This is a genomic window from Microcoleus sp. D3_18a_C4, from assembly GCF_036702415.1.
Lineage (GTDB): Bacteria > Cyanobacteriota > Cyanobacteriia > Cyanobacteriales > Microcoleaceae > Microcoleus.
The window spans coordinates 12,582-33,586 of the sequence record NZ_JAUBTI010000060.1; the positions used below are offsets into that span (position 1 = coordinate 12,582).

Here is a 21,005-nt window from a genome sequence, read left to right on the forward strand (position 1 = left end):
CATTATTGTTAATAAGTCTTTTATGAACAGGCTTTTCGGCCTGTTCCACAAAGAGTGAATTTTCTTGTGGAACAGGCATCTTGCGATGTTGCATTATTGTTAATAAGTCTTTTATGAACAGGCTTTTCGGCCTGTTCCACAAAGAGTGAATTTTCTTGTGGAACAGGCCGAAAAGCCTGTTCTTGAGAAGGGTGCAAGATGTGAGATAAGATCGATCGAGGGGCGATTCCCTACGGGAGAGTCTTGAATCATTTCTTTTGAGTCCCCTCTGTTCGGACTTTGGTTGTTTAGTAGCGGTTGAAACCGCCGACTCCGATCGCGCGCTAGTTTTCAACCCGGATTTGATATATGCTAATTTTGGCGCACCATCCAGACTAAAAATCCCAATATTTTATCTACGGGAGGTAGCGGATAGTCGGTAAGATCGATCGTCACTATTTGCCCTTCCAGCTTGAGAAACCGCCAAGCTGTGCCGCTGGAAACGCTGCCGTAGATGGCTGATATCGAGATCCCTTTCGCTTCATTAAACCTCTGGGCAGCCACCATTTCAGCAATACATTGACCCAAACCTACTTTCAAATCTCCTTTTTTAGCTTCTACCATCACAATTGCTGGGGCTTCAATGTCTAATTGTTCGGGGGAACGGCTGATGAGAAAATCGCAAACTCCTGTAAGTCCAACAGCAGCATCGACATTAAATTCTTCACCCGAAAACACGCTGATTTGTTGGTTCAGAATATTGCGAACTTCCAGCAATACAGGGTTGATAATAGCTTCAGAACGGGCTTTTTCTGTGCTAGTAGCGATCGCCCAAGGCAAATTTGTCTCTAGCAGGGTTTGCAAGGCTGTTGCGGGTGCGATCGGCTCGATTTCCGGCAGAAATCTGATTCCTTCGACTGCTGTGAGATTGAAGGCTTCTTTAACTTTGCCGATCGTTGTAAATTGACTGTAAGGCATAAAATCTGATGTTGTTTTTATTTCTGCTTTTCTATTACACTCGCTGCAACTTAGCTGTTCTCGGATCGATGATTTTTCTGCCCAAACCTGAAAACTTAATTGCCAGATTAGTTTTATCGCCTTCTCCCAAAACATGGGTAATTTCTCCAACTCCAAAAGCATGATGAAAAACCCGATCGCCCGTTTTCCAATCCGCCGATTGTCCATTGTTTCCCGGTTGAGAAGTGCCGGAATTTGCTGCTGAATTATTAGTTTTTCCTTTAGATGCAGCCGTTTTCCCCGCTTTAGTTTTCTTCGCACTTCCAGCCAGCAAATGTGGCGGCAATTCCCCTAAGAATAGCGAAGGGGTGCAGTGTTCCCGGAAACCTCCCCAAAGGCGGCGTTCGCGAGTGTGGGTGAGAAATAGCAATTCCTGGGCGCGAGTGATGCCGACGTAGCACAAACGGCGTTCTTCTTCGATCGCTTTCGGGTCGTCTAAACTGCGGAAATTTGGAAATAAACCCTGTTCCATTCCGACTAGAAATACTACGGGAAATTCTAACCCTTTTGCTGAGTGCAGCGTCATCAGCGACACGCGGGAATCTTCTTCCTGCAAGTCATCCAAATCGGATGCTAAAGATGCTTTTGCTAAAAATGATGTCAGCGTCGGTTCTTCGTTTTGTTCTTCAAATTGCAGCACTGCATTGTACAATTCTTTGACGTTTTCTATCCGATTCTCGGCTTCCTCTGTTCCTTGATTTTTCAAATCTTCAATGTAGCCTGAATCTTGGATAATTCCTTGGACAATTTGCGAAGCGGGCAGGGTTTCAACTTGCGATTGCCAACGACCAATCATTTCGGCAAACTTAATAATAGCTTTTGCCGATCGCCCTGCTAGAGTATTGACAGAAGATTCATCGCTGAGGATTTCCCACAACGGAATGCCCAATTGAGTTGCAGCGTCTTCGATTTTGGAAAATGTGGTATCTCCAATGCCGCGACGGGGAGTATTGATGATGCGTTTGAGGCTGACGCTATCGTCGGGATTGGCAAGGGCCCGCAGGTATGCTAGGATATCTTTGATTTCTTTGCGATCGTAAAACTTGAGGCCACCGACAATATTGTAAGGAATGTCTAAACGCATTAACGCTTCTTCAAAGGATCGAGATTGAGCGTTTGTGCGGTAGAGAATCGCAAAGTTACTGCCGTTTTCGTATTCGGAGTTTTGGCGCTTTAAGGAATGAATTTGACCTGCTACAAATTCCGCTTCATCTAATTCGTTGTCGGCGCGCCAGACAACAATCGGAGCTCCCGGTTCGCGAGTAGGGCGCAGAATTTTTTCGATCCGTTCGGTATTGTGTTCGATCAAGTGGTTCGCGACTTGCAGGATGTTTTCGCGCGATCGATAATTTTCCTCTAATTTTACCATTGTCCGAGTTTTTTCGTCGGACAAACCATCTCCAAAATCCTCTTGAAATTCCAGCAATATGGTATAATCTGCCATCCGAAAGCTGTAAATTGATTGATCGACATCGCCCACGACAAAAATCGAGCGGTTTTGCCATTTCTCGAAGCTTTTCGGATCGGCGTTATTTGTCACCAACATCCGAATCAAATCGTATTGAGTGCGGTTTGTATCTTGGTATTCGTCAACTAAAATATGGCAAAACTTTTTATGCCAGTAACTTAATACTTGCTCGTTTTGGCTCAAAAGTTTAACGGGAACGAGGATTAAATCGTCAAAATCTAGGGCATTGTTTGCTGCTAAAGCGTCTTGGTAGCGACTGTAAACATCGGCAATCACACGACCTCGATAATCCGGTTCTGCTGCTTGGTATTCTTGAGGCGAGAAACCTTTATTTTTAGCGTTGCTGATGACATAGCGGACTTTTCGCGGGTCAAATTTCTTGTCGTCGAGGTTCAGGATTTTGGTGACGATTTGCTTGACGAGACTTTGAGCATCTGAATCGTCAAAAATAGAAAAGTTTTTCTTCCACTGACGGCCTTTTTCGTCTTGGTATTTTTCAATATCGTAGCGGAGAATGCGGCCGCACAAAGAGTGAAAAGTCCCCATCCAAATGTGTTTGGTAATTCTCTGGTAAATTTGCGATCGCAATTTCGTCTGCACATCCGGGGCTAAGTCTACCAAAGGTTTGCCATATTCGGCTTCAGCTTGCTGAGTTGCCAGCAATTTCTCAATTCTTTCTTTCATCTCCCTGGCGGCTTTATTTGTAAATGTCACCGCCAGAATATTTTCAGGATCGACTCGATGGGTGCGAACTAAGTTAGCAACTCGGTAAGTTAGAGCTCTGGTTTTGCCGGAACCAGCGCCCGCTACTACTAACAGCGGCCCGTTATAATGGGCGACTGCTTGGCGCTGAGATGGGTTGAGGTGGCTGAGGAAATCAGTGGTTTGAGTCATACCTAGAAAGTTAGTTTAATTTTTTAAGGGTAAATAATACTTGGTATGCGATACCGCGAGTTCTTTTAAGGTAAGGTGCGCCTAGCGCACTCTATATTATAACTAGAACGGTAATTTTTCAAACTTTAAATATTTTTGGAGCCAGCGAGTTGTTTCCGGTAAGGTGCTGGGCGCGCTTTTTAGACTATAAATAGATAAGTAATTTTTTTTAACGTTTAAATATCCGTGTTAGCCACATTGCTGCTAATATTCCCAAGCCAATCCAGATGGCAATAATCACAACAGTGGCAGCCTGATTTATCGGTTTTCCTCGCTCTATTTCTGCGGCTGCTTTTTCCCGACACTCGGCTAAAACCTGTGGCGGAATCATCTTCAGTACCAGCCAAATTCCCAAAGGTACAATTATCAAATCGTCCAAGTAGCCAAGAACTGGTATGAAATCGGGAATTAAGTCGATCGGGCTAAAAGCATAGGCCACCGTAAGCCCTGCTAAAATTCTGGCGTACCCAGGTACTCTCTGGTCTGTACTGGCTAAATAAACAGCGTAAGTCTCTTTTTTTAGTCTGCGGGCTGCTTGTTTTAAGGATTGCATATAATGACTAATGACTAATAACTAATACTTTTTTTAGTTACTAAAAATGTAACAACCCGGATATTTAGCATTTTCAGTGGGAAGGTAAAGTATAGCATCTGTTGTATGTGAGGAGAATCAAGTTTATGAGTTCAAATTTGCAACGTGGCGATCGCATTAAATTCCGTAGTCTGCTAACAGCGTTGTGTTTAACCTTAACTCTCGTCAGTTTTGTGAGATTAGATCCGGCGGTGGCTCAAGAACAGCGGATCAGAACGCTGACTGTTACTGGACGGGGTGTGGAAGCGATTCCTACAACTCAAACGCAAGTGCGGCTGGGAGTTGAGGTGCAGGGGAAAACGGCGGCCCAGGTGCAGCAGGAAGCGGCGAGACGATCGTCCGCTGTGGTAGAGTTGCTGCGATCGCGCCAAGTGGAAAAACTCGAAACTGCAGGCATCACCCTCAGCCCGACTTACAGTTACGAAAACAACCAGCAGCGCTTGACTGGCTATACGGCGACGAATACCGTCAGTTTTCGGATTAATACTGCATCTGCCGGCACTTTGCTTGACGATGCGGTGAATGCCGGAGCCACACGCATCGACGGTGTGAGTTTTGCCGCCGCCGAAAGTGCGATCGAATCTGCTCAAAAACAAGCAATCAAAAAAGCAACTCAAGATGCTCAAGCGCAAGCGGATGCAGTCTTTAGCGCCCTCAACCTGAAGCGGGGAGAGATTCTGGGCATTCAAGTCAACGGTGCTAGCGCGCCGCCTCCTATGTACCGGCAGTTTGCTGGTTCTCGCATGGCTGCTGCTGACGCTGCAACGCCAGTGGTGGGAGGGGAACAGCAGGTAGAAGCTTCTGTGACTTTGCAAATTGGATATTAAATAGTTAGGGGTTGAACTGGCCACATCAGGTTGACCCTAACTATTTCTCGATTTATCAAGCAGCTTGTTGTACAAAAAACTTTAGCCGTTTTAACCACTTCTGCCAGTAGTCTAGAAACGGAATCTCTCCTTCTTCAGGGGGAGAGTTCCTCAATAAATAGACTCTCTGTTAAACCCTAGGCGATCGCATTTCTCATACACAGAAAAGAGTGGACTCTTTTCTCAGATCCACTCTCTGTTAAACTCTCTTAGCCCTAGCTTTAACAAGCTGGAGTTAAGTCCTTACTTTACCTAGTCCTTAATGATTCTCTTGTCATGAATGACCACTTTGTCCTTGAGTTCAGGATTGCCGGAGATGTGAATATCGCTATCCTTATTTCCCTCTGCGTCGGATTCGGCTAGATATTGGGCCGAGGATCTAAAATCAGGCACTGGAGGTTTAGCGGATTCGGCTGCATTTGGGGCAGATGATTTAAAATCAGGCACTGCAGGTTTAGCAGATCCGGCTGCATTTTGGGCAGATGATTTAAAATCATGCGCTGCACCTTGAGGAGATGGGGTTGCATATGGGGCAGATGACTTAACATCGTGCTTAACATCCTGCGCTGCACCTTTAGCAGATTCGACTGCATTTTGGGCAGATGACTTAACATCCTGCTTAACATCCTGCGCTGCACCTTTAGCAGATTCGGCAGCATTTTGGGCAGATGACTTAACATCCTGCGCTGCACCTTTAGCAGATTCGGCAGCGCTTTGAGCAGATGACTTGATGGATTCAGCTACACTCTTGCCTGATGACTGAAGCGATTCGGCTGCGCTTTTTATAGAGGGCTCAACTGCTTTCGCTGTATCTTTTACAGTCGATCTCAGCTCCTTAGTTGCCCCCTCAATTTCCTGAGCTACAGCTTTGGCAGAAGGCTTAATTTCATCGGCAGTGCTCTTAATAGAGTCCGCTGCACTTTGTACAGAAGGCTTGATACCTTCGACTGTCTGCTTGACTGAATCTTTTACTTCTCTAATGGTAGGTTTGACTTCCTCGGATGCGCTCTTGACTGCATCTACTACAGAAGGCTTGGCTTCCTTAACTGTCTGATTGACAGATTCGGCTATACCTGTAATCGAAGGCTTAGTTTCCTCAACTGTCTCCTTAATTGCTTCTGCTGTAGCTTTGATAGATGGTTTAACTTCCTCAGCAGTTTCCTTTACTACGGTCCCTAGCTCTTCTACAGTGTGGGTAATACCGTCTGCGACACTGTGTGCTGCATCCCCTAAATTATCTACAGCACGGTTAACCGTATCAGCAGTACCTTTACCAATCATAGCGCCAGCAACTGAGCCTGCTACAGCACCAATAATGCCTCCAGAGCGAGCACCGAGTATACCACCGACTGCTGCTCCAGCTATCCTCGCACCAATGCCTGAGCCTGATGATTGATCTTCCTTTGATTCTGCATTTTCGTTAGTCTGAGCCTGAAGCTGCTGGTTCTCGCTATTGTCAACATTCTTTTCCTGGAAGTCAGGATTGGCTTCAGGCTGGTTAAAAGGCGGCTTGTTATCAGTCATGGATATGCTTGGGTATTACTACTACATTCACTAGACTAACTATTTACTTCTAATAAAATCTACTGCCTAAGAACTAGATTTGGACTGTTACTTAAGAAGTAGATTCTCAAAAATACTTACCGCTAGCGCGGTAGGGACTCGCTGTTCCTTCGACCTTGAAGAAGCTGGAGGCGCGCGATCGCACATCTGGCACTGTCTTAGCTTAGCGATCCAAGAATAACTCATGTATACAGGCTTGTTTAGTGATTAAATGATTAATAAATATTCTAAAAAAAGTTGATTGCTAGCTTATAACTTAACGTTTAAAACCGATATATATAATATATACTTTTTATAAAATTTTCCTATTAAATGATTGAATTAAGTAATGTGTTTTGTAGACGTTGCGGATTTACGGTCTGAAAGGCTAAATATGCAAGTCATAAAAACCAGTACCCACAAAGCTTGGGGATTTTCAACTGATTTTTTTCATACCCTGATTAAGCAACGCCTGATTTTGGAGTGATCTAACTCACGAACGAGCTCTTTGAACAGCAACTTGACCGCTTTAGCCACCAGAGGCGATCGCCCTTACCTGTAATTTTGCATAAGTTCGATCGATCCCTAACTTTGAGCGTGACATAGGGAAAAGTGCCGTATATAATGGATAAATGAGATAAACCATTTTTCTGATGACTAAAACTACTAAATCGGAACCGTCAGCCCGATTGGAGGCTCGTATCAGTCCAGAGATTAAAGCCCTTTGGCAAAAAGCCGCTGACTTAGAAGGACGTACCTTAACAGATTTCGTCATCGCCAGCGTTCAAGCAGTCGCTTCCAAAGTTATTGAACAGCACCAAAGACTGAAACTTGACCTTGACGACAGCGAGGCTTTCGTAAATGCCCTCCTGAATCCAACCCAGCCGAATCAAGCTCTCAAAGCAGCAGCCTTGCGCTACAAACAAGTGATGGGCGATGGTACTCACAATTGAACTCTTAGATAGCAGCAGACATCACAGAGAGCTTTTTTGTTGTGGACAAGATAGTTTGGACAACTACATCCGTAAACAAGCTTCTCAGGATCTCAAAAAGAAAGTCGCAATCGTATTCGTTTTAGTGGAGTCTTCCAACACTGATGTAATTGCCTATTATACGCTTTCTGCATACACCATTGAACTCGCAGATTTGAATGAATCTTTTGCAAAAAAGCTGCCCCGCTATCCCCTTCTACCTGCTACATTGCTCGGTCGTTTGGCAGTCGATCGTACTTATCAAGGTCAACATCTCGGCGAGTTGATTCTGATAGATGCTTTGACAAAAGCACTCTTGGCAACTGCACAAGTTGCATCTCTCGCTGTCATTGCAGAAGCTCTGGATGAGCCAGCAGCCAATTTCTATCAAAAATATGGTTTTCAAAAGTTTAAACAAAACCCGATGAAGCTTTATCTACCCATGAAATCGGTTGAAGAACTTTGTCAAAATTCTAACATTTAGTTGATTTTGTTATAAACCGATCGCCCCTTCCACTCTCGAACCCCGCCCGCAACAACCCCCACAAATCCAATTACTACCGGATCGGCGCTCAAAGTACCCGATATCGACTACAGTAAACACAAAATATTATTGGCGGTGATTTGAGTGATTGAGACTTTAGCAACAGGAATCGCAGCAGCCGGTTCGCTGCTAGCATTGGGCGGATTGGGCCTAGAGTTGAACTATCGCCGGACTGGGAGTGCAAATAAACTAGAACTAACAGCCGGAGAATGGCACTTAGCCATAAACGAACCCAACCGCTATCTTTTAGTCGGGGAAATGGAGTTCCGCAACCTGACACAGCGGTTTGAGATTATGTTGCCGGAAGTGCGGGCACAGGTGAAACTGCTGTCAGACGGAAGTTTGGATGGCGTTACTTCCCAGACAAAGGTGATTCCTTGCCACAAAGACGCAGCAGCCAGAGCAGACGATTACTGGTTCGGCTATATTGTTAAAGCCCAAAAAACCACGAAAATTAAAGTTTCTGTAGACATTCAAGGGCAAGATTTAACCAAATTGCAGTCAGCTTGGGTGCAAATACATTTCATCACCTACGGCCCGGGCGGGCGCATCCCCAAAGTCCGTAACGTAGTAGTTCCCCTGCAATTTCCCAACTCGGACACCGTACCCATCGCCAGAAATGTCGGAGTTGCAGAAGTCTTGCCGATTCGCACTCACATACTGGCGGAATTGGACAATCCCGTCGAAATTGTCAAGCGGTACGTGCTGCCGCGCGCCCAGAAAGGCGATATTGTCGCCCTGGCAGAAACTCCCCTAGCTTTGATGCAGGGACGCTATCGCCATCCCAGCGAAGTCAAACCCGGATGGGCGGCAAAGCGAGTGTGCTTGTTTTTCTTGCCGATGTCGAGTTTGGCCACTGCTTGCGGAATGCAGACGTTGGTGGATGTAGTTGGGCCTTGGCGGGTAGTCGCGGCATTTGCGATCGGCGCTGTGGCTAAAATATTCGGTAAACCGGGAGTCTTTTACCAACTAGCGGGGGAACAAGCAAGGCTGATCGACGACGTTACCGGGACTTTGCCTCCCTTCGACCAATTTATTGTCCTAGGCCCGGACAATCCCCAGCAAGTTGTAGAAGAAATTCAACGAGAAACCGGACTTGCGGCGGCGATCGTAGACGCTAATGACTTGAAAGCAGTTAAGATATTAGCAGCGACCTCCGATTTATCGGTAACATTCTTAGAGCAAGCCTTGCGAAGCAACCCCGCCGGGAATGGTGACGAGCGCACACCGGTCGTTGTAATCCGACCTCTGCCACAAAAATCTTGAGTTGAAAACAGAAAATTAAAAATTCAAAAAGATGATTTGAAATTTTTAATTTTCGATCGAGCAAGAAAGGGAGAAGAATCAAAAGTTATAAGTTTTGAACTCAAAATTTACCCATTCAAAACTCAAAACTTCTCTAACTCTTCCCCTTTCTGAATTTTTATTTTAAAATTTCCATTCTCCACTTTTATGCTATGACTTCATCTCCCTCCCAAAACCAAAACCAGGTTGTGATTCGCCCGTTTCAGTATCGCGACATCGAGGTGATGGAACAACTGTGCGCGGAAACAGCCGACGAGCCAGAAAACCGCAAGGGCGCAAGCTGCGACTTGGTACTAGGTAGAAAGTTGCAGCAGATTCGTCGCTGGTACGGACTACTAAAGATTTTTAGCTTGTTTCCCAACCCTTGTCAGTCCCTGTTCCGTGCCCACGTGGCCGAAGAAGAGGGGAAAGTTAAGGGCATAATTCAGATTTCTCCTTTCAACCGCACCCGCAGCACTTGGCGGATCGATCGCATAGGAGTAGACCCGGAAGCCCGCAGCAAAGGAATTGGTTCCATGCTGCTGCGGTACTGCTTTGAGGCAGTCTGGGAGGCGCGGACATGGCTGTTGGAAGTGAATGTCGGCGACAAAACTTCCTTGGCTTTGTATCGGCAAAACGGGTTTCAGCCTTTGGCCCAGATGACATACTGGACGATCGCCCCAGAACGCCTGCAAGAAATGGCTTCCTCGACCCCAGATTTGCCCAACCTGCTGCCGGTGAGCAACGCAGACGCTCAGTTGCTATACCAACTGGATACCGCGTCTATGCCGCCGCTGGTGCGCCAAGTATTCGATCGCCACATTCAAGATTTCAAAACCAGTTTTTTCGGCGCTTTAGTCGAAGGTGTCAGACAGTGGCTGGGCAAAACCGAGGTAGTCAGCGGCTACGTGTTTGAACCGCAGCGCAAAGCCGCGATCGGCTATTTTCAGGTGCAGCTATCCCGCAACGGCCAGCAACCGCACGTCGCCCAGTTGACTGTACACCCGGCCTACACTTGGCTTTACCCAGAACTGCTGTCCCAGATGGCGCGGCTGGTTCAAGATTTCCCCCTTCAAAGCCTGCAACTGGCTTCCGCTGACTATCAGCCGGAACGGGAAGCTTATTTAGAGCAATTTGGAGCAGTGCGCCTGGAACACAGTTTGCTGATGTCTCGATCGGTGTGGCACAAATTGCGCGAGTCCAAGTTGGTCTCTCTCGAAGGACTCCAGCTATCAGAAATGCTGCAAAGCTTCCAGCCAACTCGCAAACCCGTACCAGGCCGGATGTCCTGGCTCGGCCCGATGGCTGGGGAAGCAGCAGCAGGGCCCGCATCCTCCGAGATTAAACCGCTGTTGGCTGACTCAGGAAACAGCCAAACGAATCAAGTTAACCCCTTGAACTTCCAAAATTCCGAATCCTCGGCAACAGATAGCAGCAGCATTTTGCCTCTCAAATTGCCGGAGTTGCCTCTAGACGAAGGCTCCCAAGATAAAAGTTAATACTTAATAGTTAAAAGCAGAAGGTAAAAGGTAGAAGGCCGAAAAAAATAGAATTAATCATCCAAAAAATTCCTTTTTTTTTCCCTAATCCCAAAATATCCCTTCTGCTTTTGATTGATATCAACTTAAGATTACCTATCTTATTCTTACTTTATTCTCTACTTCCTTCGCGTCCTTAGCGTCTTCGCGGTTCGTCAAATAAGATTATTTCCGCAAAAAAACACTAAATCTAAAATCTAAAATCTAAAATCTAAAATCTAAAATTGATTGATTGATAATGTCCAACAATAAATTATGGATTTCAGCACTGGGATTAGATATCGGTCTCAAACGAGTCGGCATCGCCGGGTGTGACGGCACGGGTTTAATAGCTACGGGCATTACAACACTGGTACGATCGTCCTTCGATCGAGACGTAGCTTATCTCCGAGAACTCGTGCGAGAGCGGAGAGTGCAAATTTTGGTTGCAGGCTTGCCCTACTCCCTGAGCGGAGAATTGGGCGCTCAAGCCCGACAGGTGCAGAAATATGCGAATCGCATCGCCTCCGCCTTAGAGCTCCCCCTAGAGTACGTGGACGAGCGCCTGACTTCGGTTGAGGCAGAGGAATTGATGAAAGCTTCAGGGATTTCGCCGTCGCAAAATAATAAGGGTGCGATCGATCGCAAAGCCGCAGCCCTGATTTTGCAGCAGTGGCTAGACGAGCGGAGGCAAAATATCTTTGCCCTTCCCAATCCTTGATAGCTGGTAACAAAGGCGTGATATCCTGGTTGTGCAAGTTTGCTACGCACACCTGTAACCCTTGACAAACTGGAGAAAATTCTGCTGTACCCTCGGTACTCAAGAAGCACAAAATCGTGATTTGTCCTCAGTGTCGGTTGCTGACTCGACTGAGATTTAAACGCTGCACTCCTCGCCTGTGGAAAAGGCCGCGAGTCTCGCGGTTTAAGCTGGTGGACTGGCGATCGCCCACTTAGCCAGAATATCGCCACGAAAATTCCCAATTGTCAAGCAAACGTTACTGAATTATTGACGGAAAACTAAGATACACGCGATGTCCTCATCCCCATACCGCAAAAAAGAGAATGGCAATTCCAACGAAGAGTCCGTCACCTTGACGGATGAAGTTGGGCGATCGCTGACTTGCAACATAGAATATTCTATGAATCTCGAAGGTCAAGAATACGCTTTGCTGCTTCCGATTGACTCACCCGTAGAAATTTTTACTTGGCAGGGAGACGAGACGGACGAAGCAGCAATTCCTGTAGAAGACGAAACCGAAATTGACAAAATTTTTGAGACTGCTAAAGTTGTCCTGCAAGAGCAGAACTTGACGCTCCGACGCACAGCGGTGACGCTGACTGTGGTTGGCGAATTGCCGGAATTTCCCGAAGAGGATATGGCATCTGATGTCGATCCCGATGAGGAGTCGGATTTCGAGGAGCTGATGTGGCTGACGAGTTTCTACCACGAAGAACAGGAATATGCGATTTATACGCCTCTAGACCCGTTCTTTATCTTGGCTAGAATGGATGACGACGGCAAGCCAGAATTGCTTTCGGAAGAAGAGTTCCAAAGGCTGGAACCGATGTTACCTATGCTGGAAGACCAGTTCTTTGATGAGCTTGATTAGATATTAATTGCAGGCACAAGGCCTGATGGCAAAAAGCAGAATTTTTTACTATTTTATAAAAAAGTAAACTGCTAGCCCGATCGAACTTTTTCGAGGTGGCCGTTTCTGCCTTCGCGATCGGGCTTTTGAATTGGGCCGCGTGAATAGGGTCTTTTAAAGGGCTTGTATTCCTAACTTTTCGGTCATCAATCGCAGGTCATCAGTCATTAGTCGCTAGTTACCCGCCGCTTATCCAGGACAACGGACTATGAATAAAGAACAAATGACAAAAGGCAGCGCGCGCGAGGGCCGAAAAGGTACTCCGCAAGTCTCTAAATGGTTGTTTTATCTGGCGTTGCTGCCGGCAATCTGGGGAGTTTGCGCTTGGCAGGGCTGGGCTTGGTGGAGCTGGGCTTCGGCTGCGCCTAAAATCACATCCTCATCGGGGAATCCGGCAGAGGATGCTGCTGTTTCGATCCAAATCCCGGAGGGTACTCCCAGTCAAAAAATCGGCCGGGATTTAGAGGCAGCGGGGTTGATTCGATCGAGCTCGGCATGGAATATGTGGGCCCGCTGGCTGACTCTGCAAAACCGCGAGGGAGGTTTTCAAGCAGGAACTTACCAACTGTCGCCGACTCAGCCTCTGAGTGCAGTTGCTGACAAAATTTGGAAGGGCGAAGTCGCACAGCAGAGTTTCACGATTCCCGAAGGGTGGTCGCTGCAACAAATGAGCGCTTATTTTGAAGCGCAAGGCTTTTTTCCGGCTAAGGAGTTTATGGCTGCAGCAAGTCAAATTCCTTACGCTCAATACCCTTGGCTGCCGAGCGGATTGCCTCATTTGGAAGGTTTTTTGTACCCGGATACTTATCAGCTAGACGGCGATAGAATTACTCCTCAAGCTGCGATCTCACAAATGCTCACCCGTTTCGAGCAGACAGCTTTGCCGGTATATCAAAAAAATCAGAATAATACAAAGCTCTCTCTCAAAGAATGGGTGACTTTGGCCAGTATTGTAGAAAAAGAAGCTGTGGTTGCTTCCGAGCGGAACCGCATTTCTGGAGTGTTCAACAACCGTCTGAAAAAGGGTATGGCGTTGGGTTCTGACCCGACAGTTGAATACGCTCTCGGCATCAGGCAAACTAAGGAAAAGCCTCTGACTTTTAAGCAAGTAGAAACGCCTTCTCCTTACAATACTTATATAAATCCAGGACTGCCCCCAACTCCGATCGCATCTCCGGGAATAGCAAGTTTGGAGGCGACTCTGACTCCAGAAAATACAGAATACCTGTATTTTATGGCGCGGTATGACGGCACTCACATTTTCAGCCGCACTCTGGCCGAACACAATGCTGCTGTGGCTCAAGTTGACCAAAAAGTGCGATCGGGTCAATAGATGGGCAATCAGTAATACAAAAGTAAAAAGTCAAAAATAACAAAGCAAAAGCAATAATTATTAAGTTTTGATTTTTTACTTTTTTAATCTTTAACTTCCAATTTCTTATTTCTCAATCTAAAACCTAAAATCTAAAATCATTATGACTTGGGGTAAAATACTACAGCCTGACTTAGTTCTAGGCGATTCAGTCATGAAATTAACGGTAGATATTCTTCAACAATATAATATTAAAGGATTAGTTTTGGATGTGGACGAAACTCTCGTTCCCATTACAGCAATGAATGCTTCTCCTGAACTCACGCTGTGGGTGGAAGAAATTAAACCTGTGGTATCGCTGTGGTTGGCTAGCAATAATTTAAGCCAGACTCGCATCGGTCGGATTGCTGAGTCTTTGAATCTACCTTACATCACGGGTGCGGCTAAGCCGTCGCGCCGCAAGTTGCGAAGGGCTATTAATGCGATGAATTTGCCGGTGGAACAGGTGGCGATGGTGGGCGATCGACTTTTTACTGATGTTTTGGCAGGCAATCGTTTGGGTATGTTCACTATTTTAGTGGAACCAATGGTTGATGCTGGGTATGCACTTCGCAAGTATCCGGTGCGCTCTTTTGAAGTTTGGGTTTCTCAAGCTTTGGGGGCTTCTCTGAAAATTAAAGATCATGACTAAAACTATTGTTGTTAAAATTGGAACTTCGACTCTGACTCGATCGACTACAGGAAACTTAGCTCTTTCAACTATTGCTGCATTGGTCGAAATTTTAGCTGATTTGCGGCAGCAAGGTCATCGAGTAGTTTTGGTTTCTTCGGGTGCGGTTGGGGTTGGCTGCGCGCGCTTGGGTTTGACGGAACGCCCGCGAAACATTGCTATGAAACAGGCTGTGGCGGCTGTGGGCCAAGGGCGGCTGATGCGGGTGTACGATGACTTGTTTACTACTCTACAACAGCCGATCGCTCAAGTATTGCTCACCAGGGGCGATTTAGTGCAGCGTAATGGTTATGTTAACGCTTGCAATACTTTTGGGCAACTGCTCAGGTTGGGCGTGATTCCGATCGTCAATGAAAACGATACAGTAGCGGTAGACGAGCTCAAATTTGGCGATAACGACACGCTTTCGGCGCTAGTAGCGAGTTTGGTAGAAGCAGATTGGTTGTTTGTGCTCACAGATGTCGATCGGCTGTATTCCGCCGATCCGCGCAGCAATCCCGACGCACAGCCGATCGCCCTAGTCCAAAGTATGGCACAGCTCACAGAATTTCAGGTGCAAACAGGAGATTCCCGCAGCGGTTGGGGAACCGGCGGAATGGTGACAAAAATTGAAGCGGCGAGAATAGCAACTGCATCGGGAGTGCGGACTGTCATCACTGACGGCTGCTTTCCTGGTAATATCGAGAAAATACTTAACGGAGAGTCGATCGGTACTCAATTCGAGCCTCAACCGCGCCCTGTAAACGCTCGCAAACACTGGATAGCTAACGTGCTAATTCCGGCCGGAAAACTATATTTAGATGCGGGTGCTGTCAAGGCAATTTCCCACGGCGGAAAATCGCTTTTAGCTGCGGGTATTGCTCAAGTAGAAGGAGAATTTCAAGCTGATGATTCCGTGCAGTTGTGCGATGCAGCCGGCCAGCAAATTGCTAGAGGACTTGTGAATTATAGCAGTTTAGAATTGAGACAAATCCAGGGCTGCAAGTCAGAGAAAATTGCTGAGATTTTAGGCTATGCAGGCGTAGAAACGGCGGTACACCGAGATAATTTAGTGATTGTTTAAACTAACAAATATCGAGAAAGTCGATCGGGCAATGAGCGAAGGTAGAAATTGAGGATATTTGCAGCACAGTCTTGCAAGAATTGGTTTTGCTGTGTTGGAATAGCTCGTTCATCGCTTCTGTAAACAGTTCAAATACATTTTGTGCTAATTCTAAAGCTGCTTGGCATTCCGCATTAGTAAGTTTGATCTCTGCTAAAACTTCCAACATCTCTGGCGTGTTTAAAAGGTGATAATTTTCTAAACCCCCATAACCTCCTCCAAAATCAACATATTCTTTTTGGGTAACTTGCTGTAATTCCATTACCACTGCAAGCGCCGCCTCAAAAAAAACTTTTGCCGTTCCTTCGAGGACTTCCACTAACACCAGTTTCTCAATGGGAGAGGCTTTCCAAGCGTAGCGTTCGAGCACTGAACATAGCGATCGAGTTTTTTTAGTTTCTTCACCCCAAAGCAGTCTGAAGTCGCCGTAACTCATTAATTGGTTTAAGCCTAGTTCCTCTAGGTATTCTAGATAGTCGTGCCAGTAATAGTTTTTTTTATAAGTATATTTATTAATTAGTTCCTGAACTTTGCTATTACTAGAAGATTCTCGCAATACATATTTATTTAAATCGCTCAATCCCACAGCCAAAGGAGCGAGTACAGGTGCAAAAATTAGTCGTTGATTCGCGTGGATGTGTTTATTGGCTAGAAAGTCAAACAATGGCAATTTTGCAAACTCTTGCTTTTTGGGTTCAATGAATGCTACAATGGATTTCATACTTTTTTCGTCTGAAGGGTGGCTGTCAAGATAATCTTCATACCTCTGTTAATTATCTATATTTTTGAGCCTAAATAATTGTGTTTATTATCATATATATTTGTATTTGAGATCATAGGTAAGAGTGTTTGCAGTCACAGCAAATTGTGACCGCAAGCATCCCGGATACCCGCCACGTGATTCATTCCTTCGCAGACTCAGGACGGAAAAATAAAAAACCTGTATCCGATAAGCCAGCCCCCGAATTTATCCGTGGTGTCAATGCTTCAATTCTAAAATCTAAAATCTAAAATCTAAAATCTAAAATCGATTGACTTGTATCATATTGTGCCAGAAGTGCGAGCATCTTGTTCGCTAGAGATAAAATGTTCTACATTTAAATGGCATATTTAGGGTCTTGCTGAAAGCCACGCCACAAGAGTTTGATTATTTATTGACCGATAATTTCAAGGCTGATTAACTTAATATAGCCAAATGAGCATTCTGCTCGAACTCCTAAAAAATGCTGTTTACAAAATCGGGATGCTCCCTGCAAATCAGTCCTAGACGCATAGGAGTCTCGAAACCTGGTTTCTTCGGAGATTCATCGCTGCTCAACAAAAATTTTTATGAGAAACCCGGTTTCTTTAACCCTTGGTTTTATTGGTTCTTCCCTCTTTTCTCTTCCCTCTTCTTATTCCTTCTTCCTTCTTCCTGTGGCCATAAGTCTCCAAATGACAATTTCCAATTCTCAGAATTGCCTTTAGGTGCGTTGTGAGTTACTCTATCTTTTGGATCAGTTAACACAATTATAGGAGTTAATCTTGGAACGGACTTTTTTAGCGATTAAGCCCGACGGCGTACAGCGCGGACTCGTCGGCGAAATTATCGGTCGTTTTGAAGCCAAGGGCTTTAAGCTAGTTGGTATGAAGCTAATGACGGCGAGTCGCGAACTAGCGGAACAACATTATGATGTTCACAAAGAAAAAGCCTTCTTTGCTGGATTGGTAAACTTTATCACTTCAGGCCCTGTAGTGGCGATGGTGTGGGAAGGCGACGGCGTTGTGGCGTCGGCGAGAAAAATCATTGGCGCAACAAATCCTCTGAATGCAGAACCGGCGACAATTCGGGGCGATTTTGCCGTCAATGTCGGCCGTAATCTGATTCACGGTTCGGATGCTGTCGAGACTGCCCGTGCGGAAATTAGTCTCTGGTTCAAGGAAGAAGAATTGAGTGCTTGGACACCTTGTTTAACTCCTTGGATTGTGGAATAGTTTTGATATTCTCCCGATTGATTAATCGGGAGATATAGCCTTTCTCCGATAGATGAAATATCATGTTTCTGACTCACTCACAACCGTAAAATATAGAATAGTTTGAGAGTTCTTCTCGTTACCAGGCTCTTTCTGGTAACGAGAATAAAAAACGTTAATCAGAACTTAAAAACTCCAAATAATTATTAGTCAATTCTTTGACTGCTAATTCGTAAAACTGCTGACCGTGTTCGGGGGTTGCTAAGCCCGGATTTGAACCCATTCTGCCGTCGGGAAATCGGCGGCGGAAGTCAGCAGCACCGAAAATTTTGTGCCCGGAAGCGACTTCTTCCGAAAGCGGAGCTTGCTTGATTGCTTCTGGATAAAGGTACTGGGTTAAGGCGATTTCGCTGGGGGTGGCGTGGGAACCTTCTTGGTTTCCGTATAATTCTTTTGCTAGTTTGTAGACGGAACCGCACATAAACCAGTTGCCGATTTGACACTGGATTCTTGTGGCATTCGGTAAATTTAAGTCAGACAAATGGGCGTAAGTCTCGGAAAATGCAGCTTTCATGGTGGCAATGTTGCCGCCGTGACCGTTGATGAAGAAATATTTCTCAAATCCCGCTTTTGTCAAAGATGTGATGTAATCCCTGATTACCAGTATCAGCGTCTGCGGTCGCAGGCTGATTGTGCCCGGAAAGCTGGTGTGGTGCAAGGCCATCCCTACATTAATTGTCGGGCCGATTAAGGCATTGGCAGCTTCGCCGACACCGCGGGCGATCGCCTCTGCAGCAATGGCGTCAGTCCCGATCAAGCCGGTGGGCCCGTGCTGTTCGGTGGAGCCGATCGGGATAATTATGCCTCGGGAGCTTTCGAGATAAGCTTCTACCTCGGGCCAGGTACTCAAATGCAGCAACATGATAGGCAGTCTACAGAATTTTTACTTGCTATCGTCGATCGTAGCCGGCACGCGAAAAAAAAGGACTTTGGAGCAACTTATTATTGTATTCTTAAAAAAAGCTCTACAGTGCGATCGTCACTTTACCGTTATATTACTTAACGTTAATAATTTAACCAATTGATTACCAAAATTTTACCTTTTAATAACCTTTTAAGAGTAGTATAGCAAGCATCTCCCTATAGATTGGGTGTTACCTGGTCGATTAACAGCGGGCAATGTTTTATGAAATTAACACCGACCCCGAAAAATGACCAGACTTCTGTGGCCTGGACGCAGGCAGACAGCGCGGCTCCGGCAACTGCTCTACGGCTGTATTCCTTGTATGAGCAAGTAGCAAAGGTCGAGCGCATGTCTGTGGGATGGACGGGCGAAGGATTTTAAGCGATCGAACAAATGGCGATCGTACAAGCGATCGCAGCGCGAGAGTGCCTCAGCTACTGAAGAAGGTACCTCGCGCTAGCCACATACAAACATCACTCCCACTGATATTTATGTCTTCTGTTGAATTAAGCGAAAGTCCTTCAAGGTTGGCTGTTGGACAAGCCGGCCGTATCTTGTTATTAGAAGGTGAAGATCTGTTGCGGGAAATGCTAGCTTTAGCCCTTAAAGAACAGGGCTATGAGGTGGTGGTTACTAGCGACGGGCGCAACGCTCTGCCTTCTGTACAGGCTTCTTCGTCATACCAGGGTGAATTTGCCTTTAACCTGTTAATTATGGATTCAATTAACGGTTTGGATCTGTGTCGAATGTTACGGCATCAAGGAAATCCCGTCCCTATTTTGATTATCGGTGCTAGAGGAAGTGCCAACAATTGCGCTTTTTACCTAGAAGCCGGATCGGATGATTATCTGACCAAGCCTTTTGGAATGCGGGAGTTTATCGCTCGCTGTCGGGCGCTGATGCGACGCCAGCGCCTCAGTAGGTTACCGGAACCGAGGACGCTGCAATATAAGAGCATAACTCTGTATCCTGAAGAGTGCCGCGTGTTGGTTCGCGGTCTGGAAGTGAAATTTTCTCCTAAACAGTTTCGCTTACTAGAACTATTTATGAGTAATCCCCGGCGAGTTTGGTCTCGCGATCAGTTGCTGGAAAAAATTTGGGGTCAAGATTTTATCGGAGACAGCAAAACAGTTGACGTTCACATCCGCTGGCTGCGCGAAAAGTTGGAAATCGATCCGGCCCAACCGGAATATATCATTACGGTACGCGGGTTCGGCTATCGATTTGGTTAAATTATTAAATCAGTTGTACGGTGGCAAGTTGCAGTCGAATAGACAAATAAGGACACAAAAATGTTGTGTCCTTATTTGTCTATGGAGGGTGGGCAATACAATAGCTTGGAGGTGCAACCAGTAGAGCTATTCCAGCGACTGTTGCCGTTCTCTTTTACCGTGGGCGATCGGTATAAACTCACATCTTGCACCATTCTCAGGAACAGGCTTTTCGGCCTGTTCCACAAACAGTGAATTTTCTTGTGGAACAGGCATCTTGCGTCAGGAACAGGCTTTTCGGCCTGTTCCACAAAGAGTAAATTTTCTTGTGGAACAGGCCGAAAAGCCTGTTCATAAAAAGCTTATTGATAATGCTGCAACATCTCAGTATAAATTAAAACTCCCCTGTCCACTCCCAACAATGAAGTTTCCAGCAATCTCCTGCAACCGCAACAGCCGCCACCATATCTGAACTGGGAAATAATTCAATTAAAGACCATCTCGATGCTTCTTCGGGGTTGTCTTCAACATTTAACAGCGCTGCAGGTTCTCCTGGTGCGAGGCTGACATCAAACTGATTCAGGGGAATAGAAAGTCCTTTTCCGACTGCTTTAATGTAGGCTTCCTTCCGAGTCCAGCAGGTAAAAAAAGCGCGGGGTTGGAGATGTTCTGGGAGCGAACGCAACACAGAATTTTCTACTGGCGAAAAAAACTTTTCAGCAATCTCCAGACAAGGAAAGTTGGGATTTATTCCTTCAATATCGACACCAATATCTCGATTTTTGGTAATAGCAACTAGAGCCATGCTCCCTGAGTGAGACAAATTGAAATGCAGGGTATTTCCACCTTGGGCGACGATGAGAGAAGGTTTGCCGTAGGGATTGTAGTCAAAGCGCAAAATGTGAGAATTTATGTTAAGATAGCGACTCAGAATCGCTCTGAGTGCGCCACGACTCACAATAAATTGCGATCGACCTTTGGGAAAGTGGAAACCCTCGGCTTTTGTCCGCTCGTCTGTAGAGAGAGTCTGTTGTAAACTCTGCAAGCAAGATTCTGTTTGAGCCAGAGAGACGCGCCAAACATGAATTTCGCCCTGATCCAATGTCAGGTTTTGCGGTGGGGACTTCCACGAATCAAAAGCAGCAATCATGTATTTATCTTCTTTTCTGAGTCACCTCATCCAGCATTCCCAGAAACAGGCAAGATGCCTGTTCTACTTTTGTTCTACTTTGAGAAACAGGCAAGATGCCTGTTCTACTTTTGTTCTACTTTGAGAAACAGGCAAGATGCCTGTTCTACTTTGAGAAACAGGCAAGATGCCTGTTCTACTTTGAGAAACAGGCAAGATGCCTGTTCTACTTTGAGAAA

General features: G+C 45.9%; 20 protein-coding genes. 12 read left to right on the plus strand and 8 right to left on the minus strand.

The window, feature by feature from the left end:
• Window positions 1-351: 351 nt before the first annotated feature.
• The 3 genes from QUB16_RS22105 to QUB16_RS22115 form a co-directional block, all read right to left on the minus strand.
• Entirely contained in the window at window positions 352-957 is a 606-nt protein-coding gene (locus QUB16_RS22105; RefSeq protein WP_333319408.1) for a hypothetical protein, read from the minus strand.
• A 34-nt stretch (window positions 958-991) separates the two neighbouring features.
• A complete protein-coding gene (gene pcrA / locus QUB16_RS22110) occupies window positions 992-3,358 on the minus strand; it encodes a DNA helicase PcrA (protein WP_333319410.1) in 2,367 nt (788 codons plus the stop codon).
• A 208-nt stretch (window positions 3,359-3,566) separates the two neighbouring features.
• Window positions 3,567-3,950, minus strand: coding sequence for a YkvA family protein (locus QUB16_RS22115; protein ID WP_333319412.1), 384 nt, complete (start codon window positions 3,948-3,950; stop codon window positions 3,567-3,569).
• A gap of 125 nt (window positions 3,951-4,075) precedes the next feature.
• On the opposite strand from QUB16_RS22115, the gene QUB16_RS22120 reads away from it, so the two are divergent.
• Window positions 4,076-4,816: an SIMPL domain-containing protein gene (locus QUB16_RS22120; RefSeq protein ID WP_333319414.1), complete on the plus strand. Its 741-nt coding sequence runs from the start codon at window positions 4,076-4,078 to the stop codon at window positions 4,814-4,816.
• A 291-nt stretch (window positions 4,817-5,107) separates the two neighbouring features.
• Here QUB16_RS22120 and QUB16_RS22125 read toward each other — a convergent pair whose 3' ends face one another.
• Window positions 5,108-6,379: a hypothetical protein gene (locus QUB16_RS22125; RefSeq protein ID WP_333319416.1), complete on the minus strand. Its 1,272-nt coding sequence runs from the start codon at window positions 6,377-6,379 to the stop codon at window positions 5,108-5,110.
• A 671-nt stretch (window positions 6,380-7,050) separates the two neighbouring features.
• Here QUB16_RS22125 and QUB16_RS22130 point away from each other — a divergent pair.
• The 9 genes from QUB16_RS22130 to proB all read left to right on the plus strand — a co-directional run bounded on the left by QUB16_RS22130 (window position 7,051) and on the right by proB (window position 15,470).
• Window positions 7,051-7,350: a DUF1778 domain-containing protein gene (locus QUB16_RS22130; protein ID WP_333051545.1), complete on the plus strand. Its 300-nt coding sequence runs from the start codon at window positions 7,051-7,053 to the stop codon at window positions 7,348-7,350.
• A complete protein-coding gene (locus QUB16_RS22135; protein ID WP_333319418.1) occupies window positions 7,334-7,852 on the plus strand; it encodes a GNAT family N-acetyltransferase in 519 nt (172 codons plus the stop codon). The genes QUB16_RS22130 and QUB16_RS22135 overlap by 17 nt, the downstream gene beginning before the upstream one ends.
• A 144-nt stretch (window positions 7,853-7,996) precedes the next feature.
• Complete coding sequence (locus QUB16_RS22140) at window positions 7,997-9,178, plus strand: F420-0:Gamma-glutamyl ligase (RefSeq protein ID WP_333319419.1); 1,182 nt, start codon at window positions 7,997-7,999, stop codon at window positions 9,176-9,178.
• Between the two features lie 191 nt (window positions 9,179-9,369).
• Window positions 9,370-10,695: a GNAT family N-acetyltransferase gene (locus QUB16_RS22145; RefSeq protein WP_333319421.1), complete on the plus strand. Its 1,326-nt coding sequence runs from the start codon at window positions 9,370-9,372 to the stop codon at window positions 10,693-10,695.
• Window positions 10,696-10,972: 277 nt separating this feature from the next.
• Window positions 10,973-11,434 (plus strand): Holliday junction resolvase RuvX, encoded by a 462-nt coding sequence (ruvX, locus tag QUB16_RS22150; RefSeq protein ID WP_333319423.1) that lies wholly within the window; start codon window positions 10,973-10,975, stop codon window positions 11,432-11,434.
• Between the two features lie 313 nt (window positions 11,435-11,747).
• Window positions 11,748-12,326: a DUF3727 domain-containing protein gene (locus tag QUB16_RS22155; RefSeq protein WP_333238411.1), complete on the plus strand. Its 579-nt coding sequence runs from the start codon at window positions 11,748-11,750 to the stop codon at window positions 12,324-12,326.
• 247 nt (window positions 12,327-12,573) lie between these two features.
• Window positions 12,574-13,698, plus strand: a complete 1,125-nt coding sequence (gene mltG / locus QUB16_RS22160; protein WP_333319426.1) for an endolytic transglycosylase MltG — start codon at window positions 12,574-12,576, stop codon at window positions 13,696-13,698.
• 142 nt (window positions 13,699-13,840) lie between these two features.
• A complete protein-coding gene (locus tag QUB16_RS22165; protein WP_333319427.1) occupies window positions 13,841-14,368 on the plus strand; it encodes a YqeG family HAD IIIA-type phosphatase in 528 nt (175 codons plus the stop codon).
• Entirely contained in the window at window positions 14,361-15,470 is a 1,110-nt protein-coding gene (gene proB / locus QUB16_RS22170) for a glutamate 5-kinase (RefSeq protein ID WP_333319429.1), read from the plus strand. The genes QUB16_RS22165 and proB overlap by 8 nt, the downstream gene beginning before the upstream one ends.
• 1 nt (window position 15,471) lies before the next feature.
• On the opposite strand, the gene QUB16_RS22175 is transcribed toward proB, so the two are convergent.
• Entirely contained in the window at window positions 15,472-16,230 is a 759-nt protein-coding gene (locus QUB16_RS22175; RefSeq protein ID WP_333319431.1) for a hypothetical protein, read from the minus strand.
• A gap of 803 nt (window positions 16,231-17,033) precedes the next feature.
• Between QUB16_RS22175 and ndk the strand changes: the two genes are divergently transcribed.
• A complete protein-coding gene (gene ndk / locus QUB16_RS22180) occupies window positions 17,034-17,483 on the plus strand; it encodes a nucleoside-diphosphate kinase (RefSeq protein WP_333238417.1) in 450 nt (149 codons plus the stop codon).
• Between the two features lie 154 nt (window positions 17,484-17,637).
• Here ndk and QUB16_RS22185 read toward each other — a convergent pair whose 3' ends face one another.
• A complete protein-coding gene (locus QUB16_RS22185; RefSeq protein WP_333319433.1) occupies window positions 17,638-18,384 on the minus strand; it encodes a creatininase family protein in 747 nt (248 codons plus the stop codon).
• A gap of 533 nt (window positions 18,385-18,917) precedes the next feature.
• Here QUB16_RS22185 and QUB16_RS22190 point away from each other — a divergent pair.
• Window positions 18,918-19,658, plus strand: coding sequence for a response regulator transcription factor (locus QUB16_RS22190; RefSeq protein WP_333319435.1), 741 nt, complete (start codon window positions 18,918-18,920; stop codon window positions 19,656-19,658).
• Between the two features lie 126 nt (window positions 19,659-19,784).
• On the opposite strand, the gene QUB16_RS22195 is transcribed toward QUB16_RS22190, so the two are convergent.
• Both QUB16_RS22195 and QUB16_RS22200 read right to left on the minus strand, forming a co-directional pair.
• Window positions 19,785-19,913, minus strand: a complete 129-nt coding sequence (locus QUB16_RS22195) for a hypothetical protein (protein ID WP_333319437.1) — start codon at window positions 19,911-19,913, stop codon at window positions 19,785-19,787.
• 118 nt (window positions 19,914-20,031) lie between these two features.
• Window positions 20,032-20,787 (minus strand): 4'-phosphopantetheinyl transferase superfamily protein, encoded by a 756-nt coding sequence (locus QUB16_RS22200; protein WP_333319439.1) that lies wholly within the window; start codon window positions 20,785-20,787, stop codon window positions 20,032-20,034.
• Between the last annotated feature and the right edge of the window lie 218 nt (window positions 20,788-21,005).